Origin of the sequence: Streptomyces sp. NPDC051578, assembly GCF_044454045.1 — a bacterium.
In the GTDB taxonomy this organism is placed as follows: Bacteria; Actinomycetota; Actinomycetes; order Streptomycetales; family Streptomycetaceae; genus Streptomyces.
Genome location: NZ_JBITDH010000008.1, coordinates 193,897 through 212,584 on the forward strand (window position 1 = coordinate 193,897; position 18,688 = coordinate 212,584).

The window sequence follows — 18,688 nt, forward strand, 5'->3', positions numbered from 1 at the left end:
ATATCTGAGATACGGTGCACCCATGGCAGACGACTACCTCGTACGCATCGGCAAGCTCATCCGTGACGCCCGTCAGCACCGGGGCTGGACACAGAGTCAGCTTGCCGACGCGCTCGGCACCAGCCAGAGCGCCGTCAACCGGATCGAGCGCGGCAACCAGAACATCAGCCTTGAGATGATCGCCCGAATCGGTGAAGCCCTCGACAGCGAGATCGTCTCTCTGGGCTACGCCGGACCCATGCACCTGCGGGTCGTCGGGGGCCGCCGTCTCTCCGGTGCCATCGACGTCAAGACGAGCAAGAACGCGTGCGTCGCACTGCTCTGCGCCTCGCTGCTCAACAAGGGCCGCACGGTGCTGCGTCGGGTCGCCCGCATCGAAGAGGTCTACCGCCTCCTCGAAGTCCTGAACTCCATCGGGGTGCGCACCCGCTGGATCAACGACGGCGTGGACCTGGAGATCGTCCCTCCGGGGCGCCTCGACATGGACGCCATGGACGCGGACGCGGCACGCCGCACGCGCAGCATCATCATGTTCCTCGGTCCGCTGCTGCACCGGATGGACCAGTTCCGGCTGCCCTACGCCGGCGGCTGCGACCTCGGCACCCGCACCATCGAGCCGCACATGATCGCCCTGCGCCGCTTCGGCCTGGAGATCACCGCGACCGAGGGCATCTACCACGCGCAGGTCGCCGCCGGAGTCTCGCCGGACCGCCCGATCGTCCTGACCGAGCGCGGGGACACGGTCACCGAGAACGCGCTGCTGGCCGCGGCGCGGCACGACGGCGTCTCCGTCATCCGCAACGCCTCCTCCAACTACATGGTCCAGGACCTGTGCTTCTTCCTGGAGGCCCTGGGCGTCAAGGTCGAGGGCATCGGCACGACCACCCTCACCGTCCACGGCGTCCCCCACATCGACGTCGACGTGGACTACTCCCCCTCCGAGGACCCGGTCGAGGCGATGAGCCTGCTGGCCGCGGCCGTGGTCACCGAGTCGGAACTGACCATCCGCCGGGTGCCGATCGAGTTCATGGAGATCGAGCTGGCGGTCCTGGAGGAGATGGGCCTCGACCACGACCGCTCCGCCGAGTACACCGCCGACAACGGCCGCACCCGCCTGGTCGACCTGACGGTCCGCCCGTCGAAGCTCGAAGCCCCGATCGACAAGATCCACCCGATGCCGTTCCCGGGGCTGAACATCGACAACGTCCCGTTCTTCGCGGCCATCGCCGCGGCCGCCCAGGGCCAGACGCTGATCCACGACTGGGTGTACGACAACCGGGCCATCTACCTGACCGACCTCAACCGCCTCGGCGGCCGCCTCCAGCTCCTGGACCCCCACCGCGTCCTGGTCGAGGGCCCCACCCGCTGGCGCGCGGCGGAAATGATGTGTCCCCCGGCCCTTCGCCCGGCGGTGGTCGTCCTCCTGGCCATGATGGCCGCCGAGGGCACCTCGGTCCTGCGCAACGTCTACGTCATCAACCGCGGCTACGAGGAACTGGCGGAGCGCCTCAACTCGGTCGGCGCCCAGATCGAGACCTTCCGCGACATCTAGCCCCTGCCCGGGCGATCGGCGTAACCCCGGGTGCACAGCCGGGGCGCGGCCGTGCACCCGGGGGCATGACCAGGCGCAGGGTGGTGGTGCGGGCGGCCGACAGGCACGACTGCGTCCGGTGACACCTTCGGGTGACCGCCGGGCGCAGGTCTTCCGAACCGCCCGTTCCGGACCGAGTCTTGACGCTCCCCACCACTCACGGAGGCGCGTCCGATGACCAGCAAGGACAGTGAGAAGCAGGCGGACGAGGAGATCTCCTTCGCGTGGGACGGCGACTCCCGCTGGGAGGCCGCGAAGTACATCACGCTGCGTCACATGGCCCGGCGCCTGCCGCACCTGATGAAGCGCTCACTGGCGATCGCCTGGCGCGTCGACCGGGCCTCGGTGGCCGGGCTCTTGACCTGTCAGGTCGTTTCCGGCGTCGCGGCGGCCCTCGGCCTGTTCGCGACCACTTCCACGATCACCGCGCTCATCTCCTCCGGTGACATCACCGAGAGGCTGTGGCAGGCGTGGCCTTCCGTCGTGGTGCTCGCCGCCGCGGCCGGCGTCCGGGCCGCTCTGTACATCGCCATCACCTGGCTGACCTCCCGCATCGCACCCCTGCTCCAGCAGGAATACGAGCTGATGCTTCTCGATGCGGCCACCGGCAGCGAACTAGCCGCCTACGACAGCCCCGGCTTCAAGGACCGCTGGGACAACGCGGAACGCGGCGCGGTCGTCTCCAAGGACATCATCGAAGAGGGCCAGGATCTTCTGGCCGCGCTCGTCTCCCTCCTCGCCGGCGCCGTCGTGCTCGGCACCCTCCACCCCCTGCTCCTGCCGTTCCTCGTCCTCGCCAGCCTCCCCCAGGGCATCGCCCAAGTACACAGCGCCCGCGCCACCTACCTCGCCGCGATCAAGATGACCGGCCACAGCCGCATGATCGGCGTCCTGCGCTGGCACCTCGCCGACCGGCACTCGGCCGACCAGATCCGCGCCGGGACCATGGCGCCCTTCCTCCTCGACAAGTACCGCAGGCTCACCAACCGGGTCACCACCGTCCACCGCGAGGCCGTCACCGAAGGCGCCCGCATGGCCTTCCTCGGCGCCCTCGGCGGCGGCCTCGCGTCCGCGATCGTCTGGGGCGTCCTCGTCGCCCTCCTCGCCACCGGCCACCTCACCGTCGCCGCGGCCGGAACCGCCGTCCTCGCCCTGCGCACCGTCACCGGCTCCGTCCAGGGCGTCGTCCGCAACGCGGCGATGATCTTCCGAACCGGTATGTACATGGACGACTGGTCGAAGTTCCTGGAGGAGACCGGCGGCTACCGTCTCGCCTCCGGCGACGTCGTGCCCGCCGCTCCGAAGGAGATCCGCACCGAGAACCTCGTGTACCGCTACGAAGGGGCCGACAAGAACGCCCTCGACGGCATCGACTTCACGGTCCGCACCGGCGAGATCGTCGCCCTGGTCGGCGAGAACGGATCGGGAAAGAGCACCCTCTCCAAGCTCCTCACCCGCCTCCACCTCCCCACCGCCGGCACCGTGACCTGGGACGGCCGTCCCACGACCTCCCTCGACCCCCACGCGGCCTGGAAGCACGTCTCACTCGTACCGCAGGACTTTTCCTGCTGGCCGATGACCGCCCGCGACAACATCACCCTCGGGCAGCCCCGCGGTGACGGCGACAAGGAAGTCTGGGAAGCCGCCGCCGCGGCCGGTGCCGACGAGGTCGTCCGGGAACTGCGCGCCGGTCTCTCCACCCTGCTCGCCCGCGAGTGGCTCAACGGCGCCGAACTCTCCGGCGGCCAGTGGCAGCGCATCGCCCTGGCCCGCGCCTTCTACCGCCCCGCCGCCCTCCTCGTGCTCGACGAACCCACCTCCGCCCTGGACCCCCGCGCCGAACACCGCATCTTCACCAACCTGCGTCACGCCGCCCGCGACCGCGCCGTGGTCCTGGTCACCCACCGCCTCGCCAACGTCGCCGTCGCGGACCGCATCGTCGTCCTCGACCACGGCCGGGTCGTGCAGGAAGGCACCTTCGGCGAGCTGTCCAGGGCCGGCGGACTCTTCCGCGAACTCCTCGAACTGCAAAACGACCGCACCGTCCCGGCCCAGCGCGCCGCGAAGGAGAAGACCGCGTGAACGCGACGCCGCCCTGATGGCTGCAGCCCGGGAAGGGCGGGAATCGGCCAGCAGGAGGAGGCGGGCCGACGGGGCGAGGGGCAGAATCGGGGGTTCGGGACGACGTCTGGGGGGCGGCCATGGCAGTGGACAGTACGACGGGGACACGCGCGGGTACGGAGGTTCCGGTGTTGGCCGGGGCGCCGTTGCTAGGGTCGTTGTTCGACCTGACCTCGGATTCGCTCGGTACCTACCTGCGTGCCCAGCAGCGCCACGGTGACGTCGTGCGCGTCAGCGCCGGGCCGCCCGGGCTGCGTACCGAGCTGTACTGCGTCTTCTCCGCGGAGGGCGCGCAGCAGGTCCTGGCATCGGAATCGGCCAACTTCCGCAAGGACAACCCCTTCTACCAGGAGATCCGGGAGTCCCTCGGCAACGGCCTGCTGACCAGCCAGGACGAGGAGTACCTGCGCCAGCGCCGGCTGGTCCAGCCGCTGTTCACCCGCCGCCGGGTGGACGGCTACGCGAGCGCCGTCGTCTCGGAGACCAGGGCGACGCTCGACGCCTGGGCGAAGGCCGCGGACGGGATCGTCGACGTATCGGACGAGATGATGCACCTGGCCCTGCGCGCGGTGGCCCGGATCCTGTTCGGCACCGACGTGGACGCCACCGTGGACGTCATCGACCGGTCCTTCCCCGTCATCACGGAGTACGTGCTGCGGCGCGGCTACTCCCCCGCCAACATCCCGCGCAGCTGGCCGACTCCGGGCAACCGGCGGGCGGCGGCCGCGATGGAGGAGCTGTACGCGGTCTGCGACCGGATCATCACCGAGCGGCGCGGCGCCCCGGACGGCCGGGACAGCGGCGACGGCCCGGCAGGCGAGGACCTGCTGACGCTGCTCGCCGCCGCGCAGAGCGCCGACGACGCCGCCTTCGACGCCACCGAGCTGCGCGACCAGGTACTGATCTTCCTGCTCGCCGGTCACGAGACGACCGCCACCTCCCTGGCCTTCACCCTGCACCTGCTGGCCCGCCACCCCGAGCACCAGCAGCGGGCCTACGAGGAGGTCTCCCGGGTACTGGGCGACCGGGCGCCCGAGGCCGCCGACCTCGACCGGCTGCCGTACCTCACGCAGGTTCTCAAGGAGGCGATGCGGCTCTACCCCGCGGCCCCGGTGATCGGCCGCCGCGCCGTCGCCGCGAGCCGGATCGGCGGGCTCACCGTCCCCGCCGGCGCCAACGTGATCCTGGCGCCCTGGGTCACGCACCGCCACCCCGCCTACTGGCCCGACGGCGACCGCTTCGACCCGGAGCGCTTCACCCCCGAGGCGGAGGCCGCCCGGCCGCGCTACGCCTGGTTCCCCTTCGGCGGCGGCCCGCGCGCCTGCATCGGCCAGCACTTCTCCATGCTGGAGTCGGTGATCGCGCTCGCCGTGATGCTGCGGGAGTACGAGTTCGAGGCCGTGGACCACGAGATCCCGGTCGGCGTCGGCATCACCCTGCGCGCCGACGGTCCGGCCCGCTGCCGGCTGCGCCGACGGCCGGCGCGGGCCGGGCAGGACCCGGAGGAGACGGGCTAGATCAGACCGCCGCAGGGGTGTGGTTGCCCTGGAGGCGTGCCAGGTCCGAGGGCCGGACCTGGATGACCACCAGGGCGATCACCGCGGCCATCAGGGCGAACGCGGCCGCCACGATGAAGGCCGAGCTCACGCCGGACGCCAGGACCTGATCGCCCCAGGGGTCGGGGAGTTGGCCGGTGCGCAGGAACACGGCCCGCTGGCCGGGGTCGGCGGTGGCGAGGAAGGCCGGGACCTGGGTGTGGGCCTCGTTGCGGCTGGCGGTGCCGAAGACGGTGACCAGGATGGACAGGCCGAGCGAACCGCCCACCTGCTGCATGGTGTTGAGCAGTCCGGACGCCGCGCCCGACTCCCGCGGGGGAACGTTGGACAGGGCCATCAGCGTCAGCGAGACGAACTGCATGCCCATGCCGAGGCTGAAGATGAGCATCGGACCCAGGATGCTGCCGAGGTACGTCGAGTGGACGTCGGTCTGCGTCAGCCAGGCCAGCCCCGTCGCCGAGCAGAGCGCGCCGCCCACCATGAAGGGTTTGGGCCCGAGCTTGGGCAGCAGCTGTGAGGCGAGGCCCGCGCCCATCCCGATGACCGCGCTGACCGGCAGGAACGCGAGGCCCGCCCGCAGCGGGCTGAATCCCAGCACGTTCTGCACGAACAGGGTCAGGAAGAAGAACATGCCGAACATCGCGCAGGCGAGGAAGAGCATGATGCCGTAGGTCCCCGCGCGGTTGCGGTCGGCGAACATGTGCAGCGGCGTGATCGGCTGTGGCGAGCGCCGCTCGTTGATGACGAACAGGGTCAGCAGGACCACGGCGGCACCGAAGGAGCCGAGGGTCAGCCCGTCGCGCCAGCCGTCCTGCGACGCGCGGATGAAGCCGTAGACGAGGGCGACCATACCGGTGGTGCACAGCAGCGCGCCCGCGAAGTCGAAGTGTCCGGGGTGGCGTTCGGACTCGCCGATGACCTTGACGGCCATCAGGGCGATGGCCACCGCGATCGGGACGTTGACGAAGAGCACCCAGCGCCAGTCGAGCCATTCGACGAGGACACCGCCGGCCAGCAGTCCGATCGCCCCGCCGCCCGCCGAGACCGCCGCGAACACGCCGAAGGCCCGGTTGCGGGCCGGCCCTTCGCGGAAGGTGGTGGTGATCAGGGCGAGCGCGGTCGGTGAGGCGATGGCGCCGCCCATGCCCTGGAGCGCACGGGCGCCCATCAACTGACCGGCGTTCTGGGCCAGTCCGCCGAGCAGGGAGGCGAGCCCGAAGAGCAGCACGCCGAAGATGAAGACGCGTTTGCGGCCGAGGATGTCGCCGGTGCGGCCGCCGAGGAGCAACAGGCCGCCGAAGGTGAGGGTGTAGGCGTTGACGACCCAGGACAGGCTCTCGGTGGAGAAGTGGAGCGCGGTCTGGATGTGCGGCAGCGCGATGTTCACGATGGTGATGTCGAGGACCACCATGAGCTGGCAGCAGGCGATGACGAACAGGGCGAGGCCGTGCCCCTCGCCTCCTCCTCGGACCTTGCCGTCGGTCCCCGTGCTGGTCGGCAATGTGTTCCCGTCCACCCCTCCGACGCTAAACCTGCCCCTGGGGCGCCACCACTCGAATGGCCTAACGCCGCAGTGCTGTACAGTGTGATATTTCACATGGCAGACTGCGATCATGGATGATTTCCTCAGGCTCTCCGCCGCCACCGGCCGGTTCACCTACGGAGCCCCGCGCGCCTTCTCCTTCGGCGACGAAGGCCGACTCCTCTGGTTCCTGCGCTCGTCGGGACCCACCGACCCCCTCGACTCCCTCTGGGTCCTCGACACCGCGTCCGGCGCCGAGACCCTCCTCGCCGATCCCCGGACCCTGCCGGGCGGCGCCCTCCCCACCGCCGAACGCCGGCTGCGCGAGCGGATCCGGCTCGTCGCCGCCGGCATCGGCTCCTACGCCCTCTCCGGCGACGGCCGCCGCGCCGTCTTCGCGCTCCACGGGCGGCTGTACGAGGTCGCCTCCGACGGCGCCGCCCCGCCCAGGGAACTCCCCGCCGCCGGCCCCGCGATGGACCCGCGCCCCAACGCGGACGGCTCGCGCGTCGCGTACGTCACCGCCGACGCCCTCCACACCGTGCCCGGTGGCCGGGTCAGCCCGGACGACGGGGCCCGCTGGGGCGTCGCCGAGTTCGCGGCCGCCGAGGAGCTCGACCGGGACCGGGGGCACTGGTGGTCCCCCGACGGGGAGACCCTGCTCGCCGCCCGCGTCGACGAATCCGCCCTCGGACGGCGCTGGATCGGCGACCCGGCGCACCCGGAGCTCCCGGTGGAGGACTTCGCGTACCCGCAGGCCGGCGGCCCCAACGCGGACGTGCAGCTGTGGGTGCTCGGGCCCGGCGGAGACCGGGTGCGGCTCGACTGGGACGCGGCGACCTACCCGTACGTCTCGGACGCCGCCTGGGAGTCGGCCGGCGAGATCCTGCTGACCGTCCAGGACCGGCTCCAGCAGACCGTACTGCTCCTGGGCGCCGACCCGGTGACCGGCGCGACCCGTGAGCTGTCCCGCACCACGCACCCCCGGTGGGTGGACCCGCTGCCCGGGACCCCGATGCGGCTGCCGGACGGGCGGATGCTCACCGCCGCCGACACCCCGGATGGGGCGGCGCGCGCCCTCGCGCTCGACGGCAAGCTCCTGACCGGCAGTGACGTCCAGGTCCGCCGCGTGGCCGGGCTCCACGAGGGGCTGATCCTGATCGAAGCCGGGCAGCGCGACCCCGCCGAGCAGCAGGTGCTGCTCCTCGACCCCGGATCCGGTGGGCTGACCGCGCTCGCCGACGGGCCCGGGGTGCACACCGTGCTCGCCTCGTCCGGGGCGCTGCTGCTGACCAGCGCCGACGCCGACGGGATACGCCGCAGCGTACGCACCGCCGACGGGCGGGAGTTCAGCCCGGCCGATCTGGCCGAACCGCTGCCCCACCGGGTGGTCCCGGTGCTGGAGCGGGTCACCGAGCACCGCGTCCCCACCGCGCTGGTACTGCCGCGCGGGCACGTCCCCGGCACCCGGCTGCCGGTGCTGGTGGACGGTTACGGAGGCCCCGGCTTCCAGGACGTGTCGGCGGAGCCGCGCCGCTGGCAGCACCGCCAGTGGTGGGCCGACCAGGGCTTCGCCGTGGTCACCGTCGACAACCGGGGCACCCCGTACGTCTCCCCGGCCCACACCCACGCGATGTACCGGGGCTTCTCCGAGGTCACCCTGGAGGACCAGGCGGCCGCCCTCCAGGAGCTGGGCGCCCGCCACCGGGACCTCGACCTCACCCGGGTCGGCGTGCGCGGCTGGTCCTACGGCGGCTACCTCGCCGCCCTCGCGGTGCTGCGCCGTCCGGACCTCTTCCACGCGGCCGCCGCGGGAGCCGCGCCGACCGACTTCCGGTACTACGACACCGCCTACACCGAGCGCTACCTCGGTCTTCCCCAGGAGCACCCCGAGGTGTACGAGCGGGACTCGCTGATCCCGGACGCGCCCCGGCTGACCCGGCCCCTGCTGCTCATCACCGGCCTCGCGGACGACAACGTCCACCCGTCCCACACCCTGCGCCTGTCACGGGCCCTGACGGATGCGGGCCGCCCGCACCGGCTGCTGGCGCTGCCGGGAGTCACCCACATGACGCCGGGCGGCACGAGGGAAAAGGTCATGCTCCAGGAACTGGACTTCTTCCGGCGCGAGTTGCGCGTCTAGAGGGACGATTTCCGACGGGACGACCGAGGGACCCGAAGACGAGGTGAGGGGCCCCGGAGCCGATCGTGTCGGCTCCGGGGCCCCTCTTCTCCCCGGGGTCCCCGTCAGTCCCCCGGGAAGTGACAGGCCACCTCGCGCGAGGCGGCGATCCGCAGCAGCGGGCGCTCCGTGCGGCAGACCTCCTGGGCCTTGGGGCAGCGCGGGTGGAACGTGCAGCCGGGCGGCGGGGCCGCCGGGCTCGGCGGGTCGCCGAGCAGCACGATCCGCTCGCGCCCGCGCTCCGCCGCCGGATCCGGCAGCGGTACGGCCGACAGCAGGGCCCGGGTGTACGGGTGCTGGGGGTCGTCGTACAGCAGGTGCTTCTCGCCGATCTCCACGATCCGGCCCAGGTACATGACGGCGACCCGGTCACTGACCCGCTTGACCACCGACAGGTCGTGGGCGATGAACACGTAGGCCAGGCCCAGTTCGCGGCGCAGCCGTTCCATCAGGTTGACGACCTGGGCCTGTACGGAGACGTCCAGGGCGGAGACCGGCTCGTCGGCGACGATCAGCCGGGGGCTGGTGGCGAGCGAACGGGCGATGCCGATGCGCTGCGCCTGGCCTCCGGAGAACTCGTGCGGGTAGCGGTCGATGTGCTCGGGGATCAGCCCGACCAGTTCCATCAGTTCGGCGGCCTTGCGGCGGGCGTCCGCGGCCGTCCAGCCCTGGACCAACAGCGGGTCGGAGATGATCCGGGCCACCGTCTGGCGGGGGTTGAGGGAGGAGTGCGGGTCCTGGAACACCATCTGGATGTGCTTGCGCAGCGGCCGCAGGGCGCCCTGGGACAGCCGGCTGATGTCCCGGCCCTCGAATTCGATGCTGCCCGCGGTCGGTTCCAGCAGCCGCACCAGCATCCGGCCGGTCGTGGACTTCCCGCAGCCCGACTCCCCGACCAGGCCGAGGGTCTCGCCCTCGGCCAGGTCGAAGGAGACGCCGTCGACGGCGCGCACGGGCGCCCCCCGGCGCCCGGTCGCCGAGCGCCGGCCCGGGAAGGTCATGGTCAGGTCGCGTACGGAGAGCAGCGCCTTCGGTGTGGTGGTCATCGGGTCACCTCTGCCGGGGCGCCGGCTCCGGCGAAGTGGCAGGCGACGGTGCGCGCCCGCCCTTCTCCGTACGGTTCGAGCTCCGGGCGTTCACCGGTGCAGCGCGCCGCCGCCTTGGGGCAGCGCGGGGCGAAGGCACATCCGGGAGCGGGGGTCAGCAGGGACGGCGGCGAGCCGGGGATGGCCCGCAGGGGCGCGTCGTCGGCGTCGTCGAGCCGGGGCAGGGAGTCCAGCAGGCCCCGGGTGTAGGGGTGGGCGGGCTCGGCGAACAGCTGGTCGACGGGCGCCTGTTCGGCGGCCCGGCCCCCGTACATCACCAGCACCTCGTGGGCGACGCGGGCCACCACGCCCAGGTCGTGGGTGATCATCACGACTCCGAGTCCGCGGTCCTGTTGCAGGCGGGCGATCAGCTCCAGGATCTGGGCCTGCACGGTGACGTCGAGGGCGGTGGTCGGCTCGTCGGCGATCAGCAGGTCCGGCTCGCAGGCCAGGGCCATGGCGATCATGGCGCGCTGCCGCATGCCGCCGGAGAACTGGTGCGGGTACTCCCCCGCGCGGCGGGCGGGTTCGGGGATCCCTACCTCGCCGAGCATGTCGACGGCCCGCTTGCGGGCGGCGGCGCGGCCGGCCTTGAAGTGCACCCGGAAGTGCTCGGCGATCTGCTCGCCGACGGTGTAGTAGGGGTGCAGGCTCGACAGCGGGTCCTGGAAGATCATGGCCATCTTGCGGCCGCGCAACCGGGACAGTTCCCGTTCGGACAGGCCGGTCAGTTCCTGCCCGTCGAGGGCGACGGACCCGCCGATCTCGGCGCCCCGGTGCAGGCCCATGACGGCGAGCGAGGTGACGGACTTCCCGGATCCGGATTCCCCGACGATGCCGAGGGTGCGCCCGGCCTCGACGGTGAACCCGAGTGAGTCGACGGCGCGGACCGTGCCGCGCGGGGTGGTGAAGGTGACGCGCAGATCGCGTACTTCCAGGAGAGCGGCCATCAGTACCTCACCCTCGGGTCGATGACGGCGTACAGGAGGTCGACGACGAGGTTGGCGACGACGATGAAGAACGCGGCGAGCAGCGTGACGCCGAGCACCACCGGCTGGTCGGAGCTGACGAGCGCCCCGTAGAACAGCCGGCCGACGCCCGGGAGTCCGAAGATGGACTCGGTGATGACGGCGCCGGCGAGCAGCCCTCCGAGATCCATGCCGAAGATGGTCAGGATGGGGGTCATCCCGGAGCGCAGCCCGTGCTTGACCACGACGGTGCGTTCGGGCATGCCCTTGGCGCGGGCGGTACGGATGTACGGCTCGGCCATCGCCTCGATCATGGAACCGCGGCTCTGGCGGGCGTACATGGCGGCGTACAGCAGGGCGAGTGCGGTCCAGGGCAGCAGCAGGTTCGACGCCCAGCCGAGCGGGTCGTCGCCGAACGCGTGGTAGGAGGGGTAGGGCAGCAGTCCGGCGACGCGGATGACTCCGTAGATCAGCATCACGGAGGTGAAGTACACGGGCAGCGAAGCGGCGGCGACGGCGCCGACCATCAGGGCCTTGTCGGTGGCGGTGTCCTTGCGCAGCGCGGCGGTGACCCCGGCGCCGAGGCCGAGCAGCAGCCACAGCACGGCGGCGCCGAAGGCGAGGGACGCGGAGACCGGCAGGCGGTTCATGAGGAGGTCCCAGACGGGCATGGCGTTCTCGTACGAGTAGCCCAGGCAGGGGAAGTCGCACTGGACGGCGTACTGGCCGCTGCCGAGGGTGCGGCCGGTGAAGATGCCGCTCAGGAAGTCGAGGAACTGCCGCCACAGGGGCAGGTCGAGGCCGAGGTACTCCCGTACGTCGGCGAGCCGTTCGGGGCTGCAGGTCTTGCCGCAGGCCGCCGCGGCGGGGTCGGAGGGCAGGACGTAGAAGATGAGGAAGGTGACGGCCGTGATGGCGAGGAGCACCCCGGCCAGGGCGAGCAGCCGGCGGACCAGGTAGAGGATCACGTGCGGCCGCCCCTCGGGTCGAGGATGTCGCGCAGGGCGTCGCCGAGGAGGGTGAAGGCGAGTACCGCCAGGAAGAGGAAGACGCTAGGGATGACGAAGTACATCGGGTCGGTCTCGTAGTAGGCGACGGACTCGGCGATCATCTGGCCCCAGGACGGGGTGGGCGGGCGGACGCCGACGCCGAGGTAGCTGAGCGCGGCCTCGGTGCTGATCATGCCGGGGATCAGCAGGGTGGTGTAGGCGATGACCGGGCCCGAGACGCCGGGGAGGATGTCGCGGGTCAGGATCCGCCAGGCCCCGGAGCCGCCGACGCGGGCGGCGTCGACGTATTCGCGGTGTTTGAGGGAGAGGGTCTGGCCTCGGACGACGCGGGCGACGCCCGGCCAGCCGAACAGGCCGATCACCGCCGTCATGAGCACGATGCGGTTGACGTCCTTGGCCACCGACAGCATCGCGATCATGAAGATGAGCGAGGGGAAGGACATCGTCAGGTCCATCAGCCGGGAGAGCACCGCGTCGGTGCGCCCGCCGAAGTAGCCCGCGGCGATTCCGGCGGCCGTGCCGGTGACCACCACGATCGCGGTGGCGGCGAAGGCGATCAGGAGGGAGACCTGGGCGCCGTTGACGACGCGGGAGAACAGGTCGCGGCCGCTGACGGGTTCGACGCCGAGCCAGTGGGCGGGGCTGATCCCGCCGAGGGAGCCGAGCGGCTGGCCGCCGAGGTAGGGGTCGATGGCGGTCTTGTCGAACTCGTCCGGGGCCCAGCCGCCGAGAGCGCCCAGCCAGGGGGCGGTGACGGCCATCAGGACGAAGAGGAGGACGACGCAGGCACTGATGCGGACGGCGGGGCGGCGGCGCAGTTCCCGGCGGGCGAGCTGCCAGGGGCTGCTGCCGCCGGCCGGCGCCGGGGCGCCGTCCTCGGCGGCGCCGGGGCGCGGTGCCCCGCCCGGAGCCGGGGCGGGCGGCGTCGGGCCGCCGGCCCCGGGTGCTGTGGTGGTCATGGTGTGGGGTTCCGTATTCCTCAGCCCTGGCTCTTCGAAGGGTCCTTGAGGCCGACGGTCGCGTAGTCGATGGTGCCCGTCCACACGGGGTGACCGAAGGCGCCGGCGATGTTGGGGCCGACCAGCAGCGGCTTGCGCTCCAGCAGGACCGGGACGGAGGGGGCCTTCTTCATGACCTCCGCGTCGAGGTCAATCCAGGCCTGCGCGGCCTGCTTGGCGTCGGACATGGCGTTGATCTCGTCGATCCGCTTCATGGTCGCCTCGTCGCGGAACTGGCTGTAGTTGCCCTGGTTGCCCTTCTCCTTGATGGTGCGTCCGTCGAAGACGAAGGGCATCCAGGTGGAGCCGGAGGGGTAGTCGGGGCACCAGCCGCTGAGGGTCATGTCGGGGGTGGTGGACAGGTCGCCGATGACGTCGTAGTAGGCGCCCGGGTCCACGGTGTCGATGACGACCTCGATCCCGACGCGGGCCAGGCCCTGCTGGATGGCCTCGGCCTTGCCCTTGTCGCCGGTGGAGACGGCGAGGGACACCTTGAGCTTGTCCTTGCCGGCCGCCTGGAGGAGTTCCTTGGCCTTGGCCGGGTCGCCGGTCGGGGCGATCTTGAGGGTGTCGGCCTGCTTGCCCCCGGTGAGGGCCGGCGGGAGGTAGGCGGTGGCGACCTCGTTGAGGGCGGGGCCACCGCCCGCGGTGATCACCGATTCCTTGTCGACGGCGTACTGCATCGCCTCGCGCACCTTCGGGTCGTTGAAGGGGGCGCGGGAGTTGTTCAGGTGCAGCATCTCGGTACAGCCCTGGGACTCGGCGAGCAGCCGGGCCTTGACGTCCGCCTTGGGCAGCACCTTGGGCGCGCTTTCGGGGCGCATGTTGGCGTACTCGATCGCGGAGGCGTCCGGGCCCGTGCCGGCGATGATCCGGTCGTCGATCTGGCCGCCCTTGAGGCCCATGACGACCACGAACTTGTCGGGATAGGCCTTCCTGACGGTGTCGGTCTTGGCGTCCCAGTGCTCGTTGCGGACCAGGACGAGCTTCTTGTCGCGGTCGTACGACTCGATCTTGTACGGGCCCGAGGAGAACGGGCGGGCGTCGTACTGCGTGCCCTTCTCCTGGGACTGGGGGACGGGCGCGAAGGTGGGCAGGGTCGCCGTGGCGGAGAACTCGGCGACGGGGCGCTTGAGTTGGAAGATGATCGTGCGGTCGTCGGGGGTCTTCACCGAGTCGAGGTGCTGCCCCTGGAGCGGCCCCTTGTACCCCTCGGTGCCCGCGAGGTACTGGGCGGCGTAGTCGGGGCCGCCGGTCAGGTCGGGGGCGAAGGAACGCTCGACGTTGTACTTGATGTCCTGGGCCTTGACGGGCGAGCCGTCCTCGTACTTCACGCCCTCTTTGAGGGTGAAGGTCCAGGTCTTTCCGCCGTCGGAGGGGGTGCCGAGGTCGGTGGCGAGGTCCGGGACGAGTTCGCTGCCGGCCCTGCCGGGCTCGGACTTGAAGGTGACCAGCGTGCGGTAGAGGAGCCGGGTGCCGAAGTCCATGGTCGGCATCACCCAGTTGCGGGCGGGGTCGAGGTGGGAGAAGTCCTGGTTGGACAGGACGGTGAGGGTGCCGCCCTTGACCGGCGTCCCGCCGAGGATCTTGCCGTCGTTGCCGGCTGCGGGGTTGGAGGCACCCGATCCGCCGGCCGAGCCCTTCTTGGTGTCGGAGCAGCCCGAGGCGCCGAGTGCGAGGGCTGCCACCAAGGCGGTGGCGAGGGCGAGTTGGGTGCGCTTGGTCATGGTCACTCCAGTGAAGGGCCGCGCTCTATGATGTGACCGGTAACATAGTAATGTGAAATTGCACTGACAAGGGGTTGGCGCCGCCGTTATCCAGCCGTGTCCAAAAAGGGCCGCCGGCAAGGGAGTTGGAATCCCTGTACGGCGGCCCTCGGGATGCGGAACTCAGACGCCCGAGCCCAGGCCGCCCGGGGGCCGGCCGACCGGCTCGTCCCGCCCCTGCGCCCACAGCGAGCGGACGTGACCCAGGTGGCGGACCATGCACGCCTCGGCCGCCGCCGCATCACCGCTGATCATCAGGTCGAGCAGCTCGATGTGCTCCTCCGCCGAGGAGACCAGCTTGCCGGCCTCGTCCAGGCCCGTCAGACCGTAGAGCCGGGAGCGCTTGCGCAGGTCGCCGACCGTCTCGACGAGGCGGTCGTTCCCCGAGAGCGCCAACAGGCTGAGGTGGAAGCGGCGGTCCGCCTCCAGGTAGCCGATCAGGTTGTGCTCACGGGCGCTGGCGACGATCTCCTCCGCGATGGGGCGCAGGGCCTCCAGCTGCTCAGGGGTCGCCAGTTCGGTGATCCGGCCGATCGTCGGCACCTCGATCATCGTGCGCAGTTCGGTGTACTGGTCGAGGTCCTTCTCGCTGACCTCGGTGATCCGGAATCCCTTGTTGCGGACGGGCTCGACCAGTCCTTCGCGGGCCAGGTCGAGCATGGCCTCGCGGACCGGGGTGGCCGACACGCCGAGTTCGGCCGCCAGGCCGGGGGCCGAGTAGACGCTTCCGGGGCGCAGCTCGCCCGCGATCAGGGCTGCTCGGAGGGCGTGACCGACCTGGTCACGGAGCCGTTCCTGGGCCTTGATGAGGCTGTGCTGCTTCAGGTCACCCATTGCTGTTCCTCCGAGCATCGAGAGGGACAGCGTACAATGTCACGTTGCTCTGCCGGTCCCCGTTCTCTGGAGCAGGGCGACCGCCACCGCCAGATCCTCCCAGGCCATCCCCACGCTCTTGAAGAGCCGCGGACCATCGTGTCCTCCCGGCGCCGGATGGCGGCCGGCGACGAGGTCGGCGAGGGTGCCGGTGATGTGGCCGGGGCCGATCGCGCCCTCCGCCTCCGGGATCAGCAGGTCCCCCGCCTCGCGCAGGGCCGCCGCACGCGACTCCACGTACACGGCCGAGCGGCGCACCAGGGCGGTGTCGGTCTCCCGGGCGTCCGGTTCGTGCGAGCCGACCGCGACGACCGTCGCCCCGGGGCCGACCAGCCGTCCGTCGAACAGCGGGGTACGGGCCGTGGTGCAGCAGAGCACCACGTCCGCCCCGGACACGTCCTCGGGGGTACCGGTCCGGGCGGTGAGCCCCAGGGCCCGCGCGTGCGCCACGAGCCGCCGCGCCCGCTCCGGGGCCCGGGCGACGACCGTCACCCCGGCCAACTCCCGCTCCGCGCGCACGGCTTCGAGATGTCCGTAGGCCTGCGGTCCGGCCCCGAAGACGACCAGCGCGAGCGGCCGGTCCCGCGGTGCCAGGTGGCGCAGGGCCAGGGCCGACACGGCCGGGGTGCGCAGGGCGGTGAGTGCCGCGCCGTCGAAGAGGGCCAGGGGCCGCAGGGTCGGGCCGTCCAGCAGGAGGTAGGAGCCGGTGATCCGGGGCAGCCCGAGCCGGGCGTTGCCCGGCGCGACACCCGCGATCTTCACCCCGGCGTAGGCGCCCGCCGCGGCCGGCATCAGCAGCAGCTCCCCGCCGGGCACGGGTACGGCGGTGCGCTGCGGGCACCCCTCCGGGTCCAGTCCGGCGCGCAGGACCCCGGCCAGGGCGTCGGCGGCCTCGGCCGGGGTGAGCAGCCCCGCCGTCTCCTCGCCGGAGAGCTGCGGGATCACAGCAGGAACCCCGCGCCGAGCTCGTCGTGCGGGTCCACGGTGAAGACGTGTCCGCCGGTGCGGTAGGCCGTCCCGGTGACCTCCGTGATCAGGCCTTCCGCGTCCCCGCCGACGACCCGGCCGGTGAACACCGTGCCCACGACGGACTCGTGCAGCAGGTCCTCCCCCGCTGCCGGACGCCCGTCCTGCGCGAGCACGGCCAGCCGCGCGGCGGTGCCGGAGCCGCAGGGGGAGCGGTCGGTCTGCCCGTCGGCGAAGACCGTCACATTGCGCTGGTGCGGTCCGAAGGGGGTGTCGGGGAGTTCCTCGTAGAGGATCACCCCGTACACGCCCGAGAGCAGCGGCCCGCCCGGGTGCCAGGTGCCGGGGTGCGTGGCCAGCGCCGCCCGGATCTCCTGCCCTGCGCGCACCAGTGAGGGCAGCGCGGCGGTGGTGACCTCCAGCCCCAGGTCCCGGGCCGCGACCGAGGCGTAACAGGCGCCGGCGTGCGCGATGTCGGCTTCGGCCAGGCCCAGCGTGGTGGCGACCGGCACCTTGCGGGCGCCGACCCGGGCGGGGACGCCCCGGAACGTCACCCCGGTGGTGCGGCCGCCGGAGCGGTGCACGGTGGCGGTGACCCGCCCGGACGGCACGTCGATGCGGACCTGGACGCTGCCGTCGTCCGGGGCCGGGACCCGGCCGGAGTCCACGGCCCAGGCGCCGAGGGCCATGGTGCCGTGGCCGCAGGCGGTGGAGTAGCCGTCCTTGTGCCAGAACAGCACCCCGAAGTGCGCCCCGTCGTCGTCCGGCGGAACGACGAACCCGCCGTACATGCCGGCGTGCCCGCGCGGCTCCTGCACCAGGAGCCGCCGTACGTCGTCCAGCGCACCGCGCCGCGGAGCCGTCGGGGAGCCGCCGGGACCGATGGCGGTGGCGCAGCGCTCGGCCACCGTGTCCCCGGGTACGGCCGGCATGCCTTCACCGGCGGTGTCGACGATGCGGAAGGGCTCGCCCGCCGCGTGGTAGTCGGTGGTGCGGACGGTGGTGAGGGCGGTCGCGTGGACCGCGGTGGGGTCGGCGGTCACAGCAGGAACCCCGCGGGGAACGGGTCGGCGGGGTCCAGGAAGTACTGGGCGGTGCCGGTGATCCAGGCCCGTCCGGTGACCGTGGGGACCACCGCGGGGAGGCCGCCCACCGTGGTCTGCGCCACGAGCCGGCCGGTGAACTCCGTTCCGATGAACGACTCGTTGACGAAGTCGGTGTCGAGCGGCAGCAGCCCCCGGGCGTGGAGCTGGGCCATCCGCGCACTGGTGCCCGTACCGCAGGGCGAGCGGTCGAACCAGCCGGGGTGGATGGCCATGGCGTGCCGGGAGCGGCGGGCGTCCGAGCCGGGGGCGGCGAGGTAGACGTGCTTGACCCCGGCGATGGAGGGGTCCTCGCGGTGGACGGGCCGGTCGGCGGAGGCGTTGACGGCGCCCATGACGGCGAGTCCGGCCGCCAGGAGGTCGTCCTTGCGGGCCCTGTCGAAGGGGAGCCCGAGGGCGTCGAGTTCGACGAAGGCGTAGAAGTTGCCGCCGTAGGCCAGGTCGTAGCTCACGGTGCCGTATCCGGGGACGTCCACCTTGAGGTCGAGCCCGGCGCAGTACGAGGCGACGTTGGTGAGCGTGACGGCGGTGGCCGATCCGTCCTCGACCCGGACGTCCACGCTCACCAGGCCGGCCGGGGTGTCGAGCCGGACCGTGGTCACCGGTTCCACGGCCGGGACCAGGCCCGTCTCGACCAGGACGGTGGCCACCCCGATGGTGCCGTGCCCGCACATGGGCAGCAGGCCCGACACCTCGATGTAGAGCACGCCGAAGTCGGCGTCGCGGCGGGTGGGGGGCTGGAGGACGGCGCCGCTCATCGCGGAGTGGCCGCGCGGTTCGTACATGAGCAGGGTGCGGACGTGGTCCATGTGCTCGATGAAGTAGAGCCGCTTGTCGGCCATGGTGTCGCCGGGGATGACCCCGATTCCCCCGGTGATCACGCGGGTCGGCATGCCCTCGGTGTGCGAATCCACCGCGTGGTAGATGTTGCGCGTGCGCATGGGTCC

General features: G+C 71.9%; 14 protein-coding genes. 4 read left to right on the forward strand and 10 right to left on the reverse strand.

The features are described from left to right. Positions 1 to 22: 22 nt before the first annotated feature. The 3 genes from ACIA6C_RS27340 (at position 23) to ACIA6C_RS27350 (ending at position 5,229) form a co-directional block, all read left to right on the forward strand. Entirely contained in the window at positions 23 to 1,552 is a 1,530-nt protein-coding gene (locus tag ACIA6C_RS27340) for a UDP-N-acetylglucosamine 1-carboxyvinyltransferase (RefSeq protein ID WP_361131707.1), read from the forward strand. Between the two features lie 213 nt (positions 1,553 to 1,765). Further along, positions 1,766 to 3,673 (forward strand): ABC transporter ATP-binding protein, encoded by a 1,908-nt coding sequence (locus ACIA6C_RS27345; RefSeq protein WP_399279714.1) that lies wholly within the window; start codon positions 1,766 to 1,768, stop codon positions 3,671 to 3,673. Between the two features lie 119 nt (positions 3,674 to 3,792). Then, positions 3,793 to 5,229 carry a cytochrome P450 gene (locus ACIA6C_RS27350; RefSeq protein ID WP_399279716.1) on the forward strand — a complete coding sequence of 479 codons (1,437 nt, stop codon included), beginning with the start codon at positions 3,793 to 3,795 and terminating at the stop codon, positions 5,227 to 5,229. Position 5,230: 1 nt separating this feature from the next. Here the strand turns inward: ACIA6C_RS27350 and ACIA6C_RS27355 are convergent, their stop codons facing one another. After that, complete coding sequence (locus tag ACIA6C_RS27355) at positions 5,231 to 6,769, reverse strand: MFS transporter (RefSeq protein WP_399279830.1); 1,539 nt, start codon at positions 6,767 to 6,769, stop codon at positions 5,231 to 5,233. A 112-nt stretch (positions 6,770 to 6,881) separates the two neighbouring features. Here ACIA6C_RS27355 and ACIA6C_RS27360 point away from each other — a divergent pair, with 112 nt between their 5' ends. After that, entirely contained in the window at positions 6,882 to 8,933 is a 2,052-nt protein-coding gene (locus ACIA6C_RS27360; protein WP_399279718.1) for a prolyl oligopeptidase family serine peptidase, read from the forward strand. Positions 8,934 to 9,037: 104 nt separating this feature from the next. Here the strand turns inward: ACIA6C_RS27360 and ACIA6C_RS27365 are convergent, their stop codons facing one another. From ACIA6C_RS27365 to ACIA6C_RS27405, 9 genes are all read right to left on the reverse strand, one after another. Then, positions 9,038 to 10,018, reverse strand: a complete 981-nt coding sequence (locus tag ACIA6C_RS27365) for an ABC transporter ATP-binding protein (RefSeq protein WP_399279720.1) — start codon at positions 10,016 to 10,018, stop codon at positions 9,038 to 9,040. Next, the gene (locus ACIA6C_RS27370) at positions 10,015 to 11,007 is read right to left on the reverse strand and encodes an ABC transporter ATP-binding protein (protein ID WP_399279722.1); all 993 of its coding nucleotides are present in this window, start codon (positions 11,005 to 11,007) and stop codon (positions 10,015 to 10,017) included. Before ACIA6C_RS27370 ends, ACIA6C_RS27365 begins: the two co-directional genes overlap by 4 nt. After that, positions 11,007 to 11,993 (reverse strand): ABC transporter permease, encoded by a 987-nt coding sequence (locus ACIA6C_RS27375; protein WP_366079734.1) that lies wholly within the window; start codon positions 11,991 to 11,993, stop codon positions 11,007 to 11,009. The genes ACIA6C_RS27370 and ACIA6C_RS27375 overlap by 1 nt, the downstream gene beginning before the upstream one ends. Continuing rightward, positions 11,990 to 12,994, reverse strand: coding sequence for an ABC transporter permease (locus tag ACIA6C_RS27380; protein ID WP_361131685.1), 1,005 nt, complete (start codon positions 12,992 to 12,994; stop codon positions 11,990 to 11,992). The genes ACIA6C_RS27375 and ACIA6C_RS27380 overlap by 4 nt, the downstream gene beginning before the upstream one ends. A gap of 20 nt (positions 12,995 to 13,014) precedes the next feature. Next, entirely contained in the window at positions 13,015 to 14,760 is a 1,746-nt protein-coding gene (locus ACIA6C_RS27385) for an ABC transporter substrate-binding protein (RefSeq protein WP_399279724.1), read from the reverse strand. A gap of 162 nt (positions 14,761 to 14,922) precedes the next feature. Next, the gene (locus ACIA6C_RS27390) at positions 14,923 to 15,633 is read right to left on the reverse strand and encodes a GntR family transcriptional regulator (RefSeq protein WP_399279726.1); all 711 of its coding nucleotides are present in this window, start codon (positions 15,631 to 15,633) and stop codon (positions 14,923 to 14,925) included. 39 nt (positions 15,634 to 15,672) lie between these two features. Continuing rightward, the gene (locus ACIA6C_RS27395; RefSeq protein ID WP_399279728.1) at positions 15,673 to 16,617 is read right to left on the reverse strand and encodes an ornithine cyclodeaminase family protein; all 945 of its coding nucleotides are present in this window, start codon (positions 16,615 to 16,617) and stop codon (positions 15,673 to 15,675) included. Continuing rightward, positions 16,614 to 17,681 carry a proline racemase family protein gene (locus tag ACIA6C_RS27400; RefSeq protein WP_399279730.1) on the reverse strand — a complete coding sequence of 356 codons (1,068 nt, stop codon included), beginning with the start codon at positions 17,679 to 17,681 and terminating at the stop codon, positions 16,614 to 16,616. The genes ACIA6C_RS27395 and ACIA6C_RS27400 overlap by 4 nt, the downstream gene beginning before the upstream one ends. Further along, positions 17,678 to 18,682 carry a proline racemase family protein gene (locus ACIA6C_RS27405; RefSeq protein WP_399279732.1) on the reverse strand — a complete coding sequence of 335 codons (1,005 nt, stop codon included), beginning with the start codon at positions 18,680 to 18,682 and terminating at the stop codon, positions 17,678 to 17,680. The genes ACIA6C_RS27400 and ACIA6C_RS27405 overlap by 4 nt, the downstream gene beginning before the upstream one ends. Between the last annotated feature and the right edge of the window lie 6 nt (positions 18,683 to 18,688).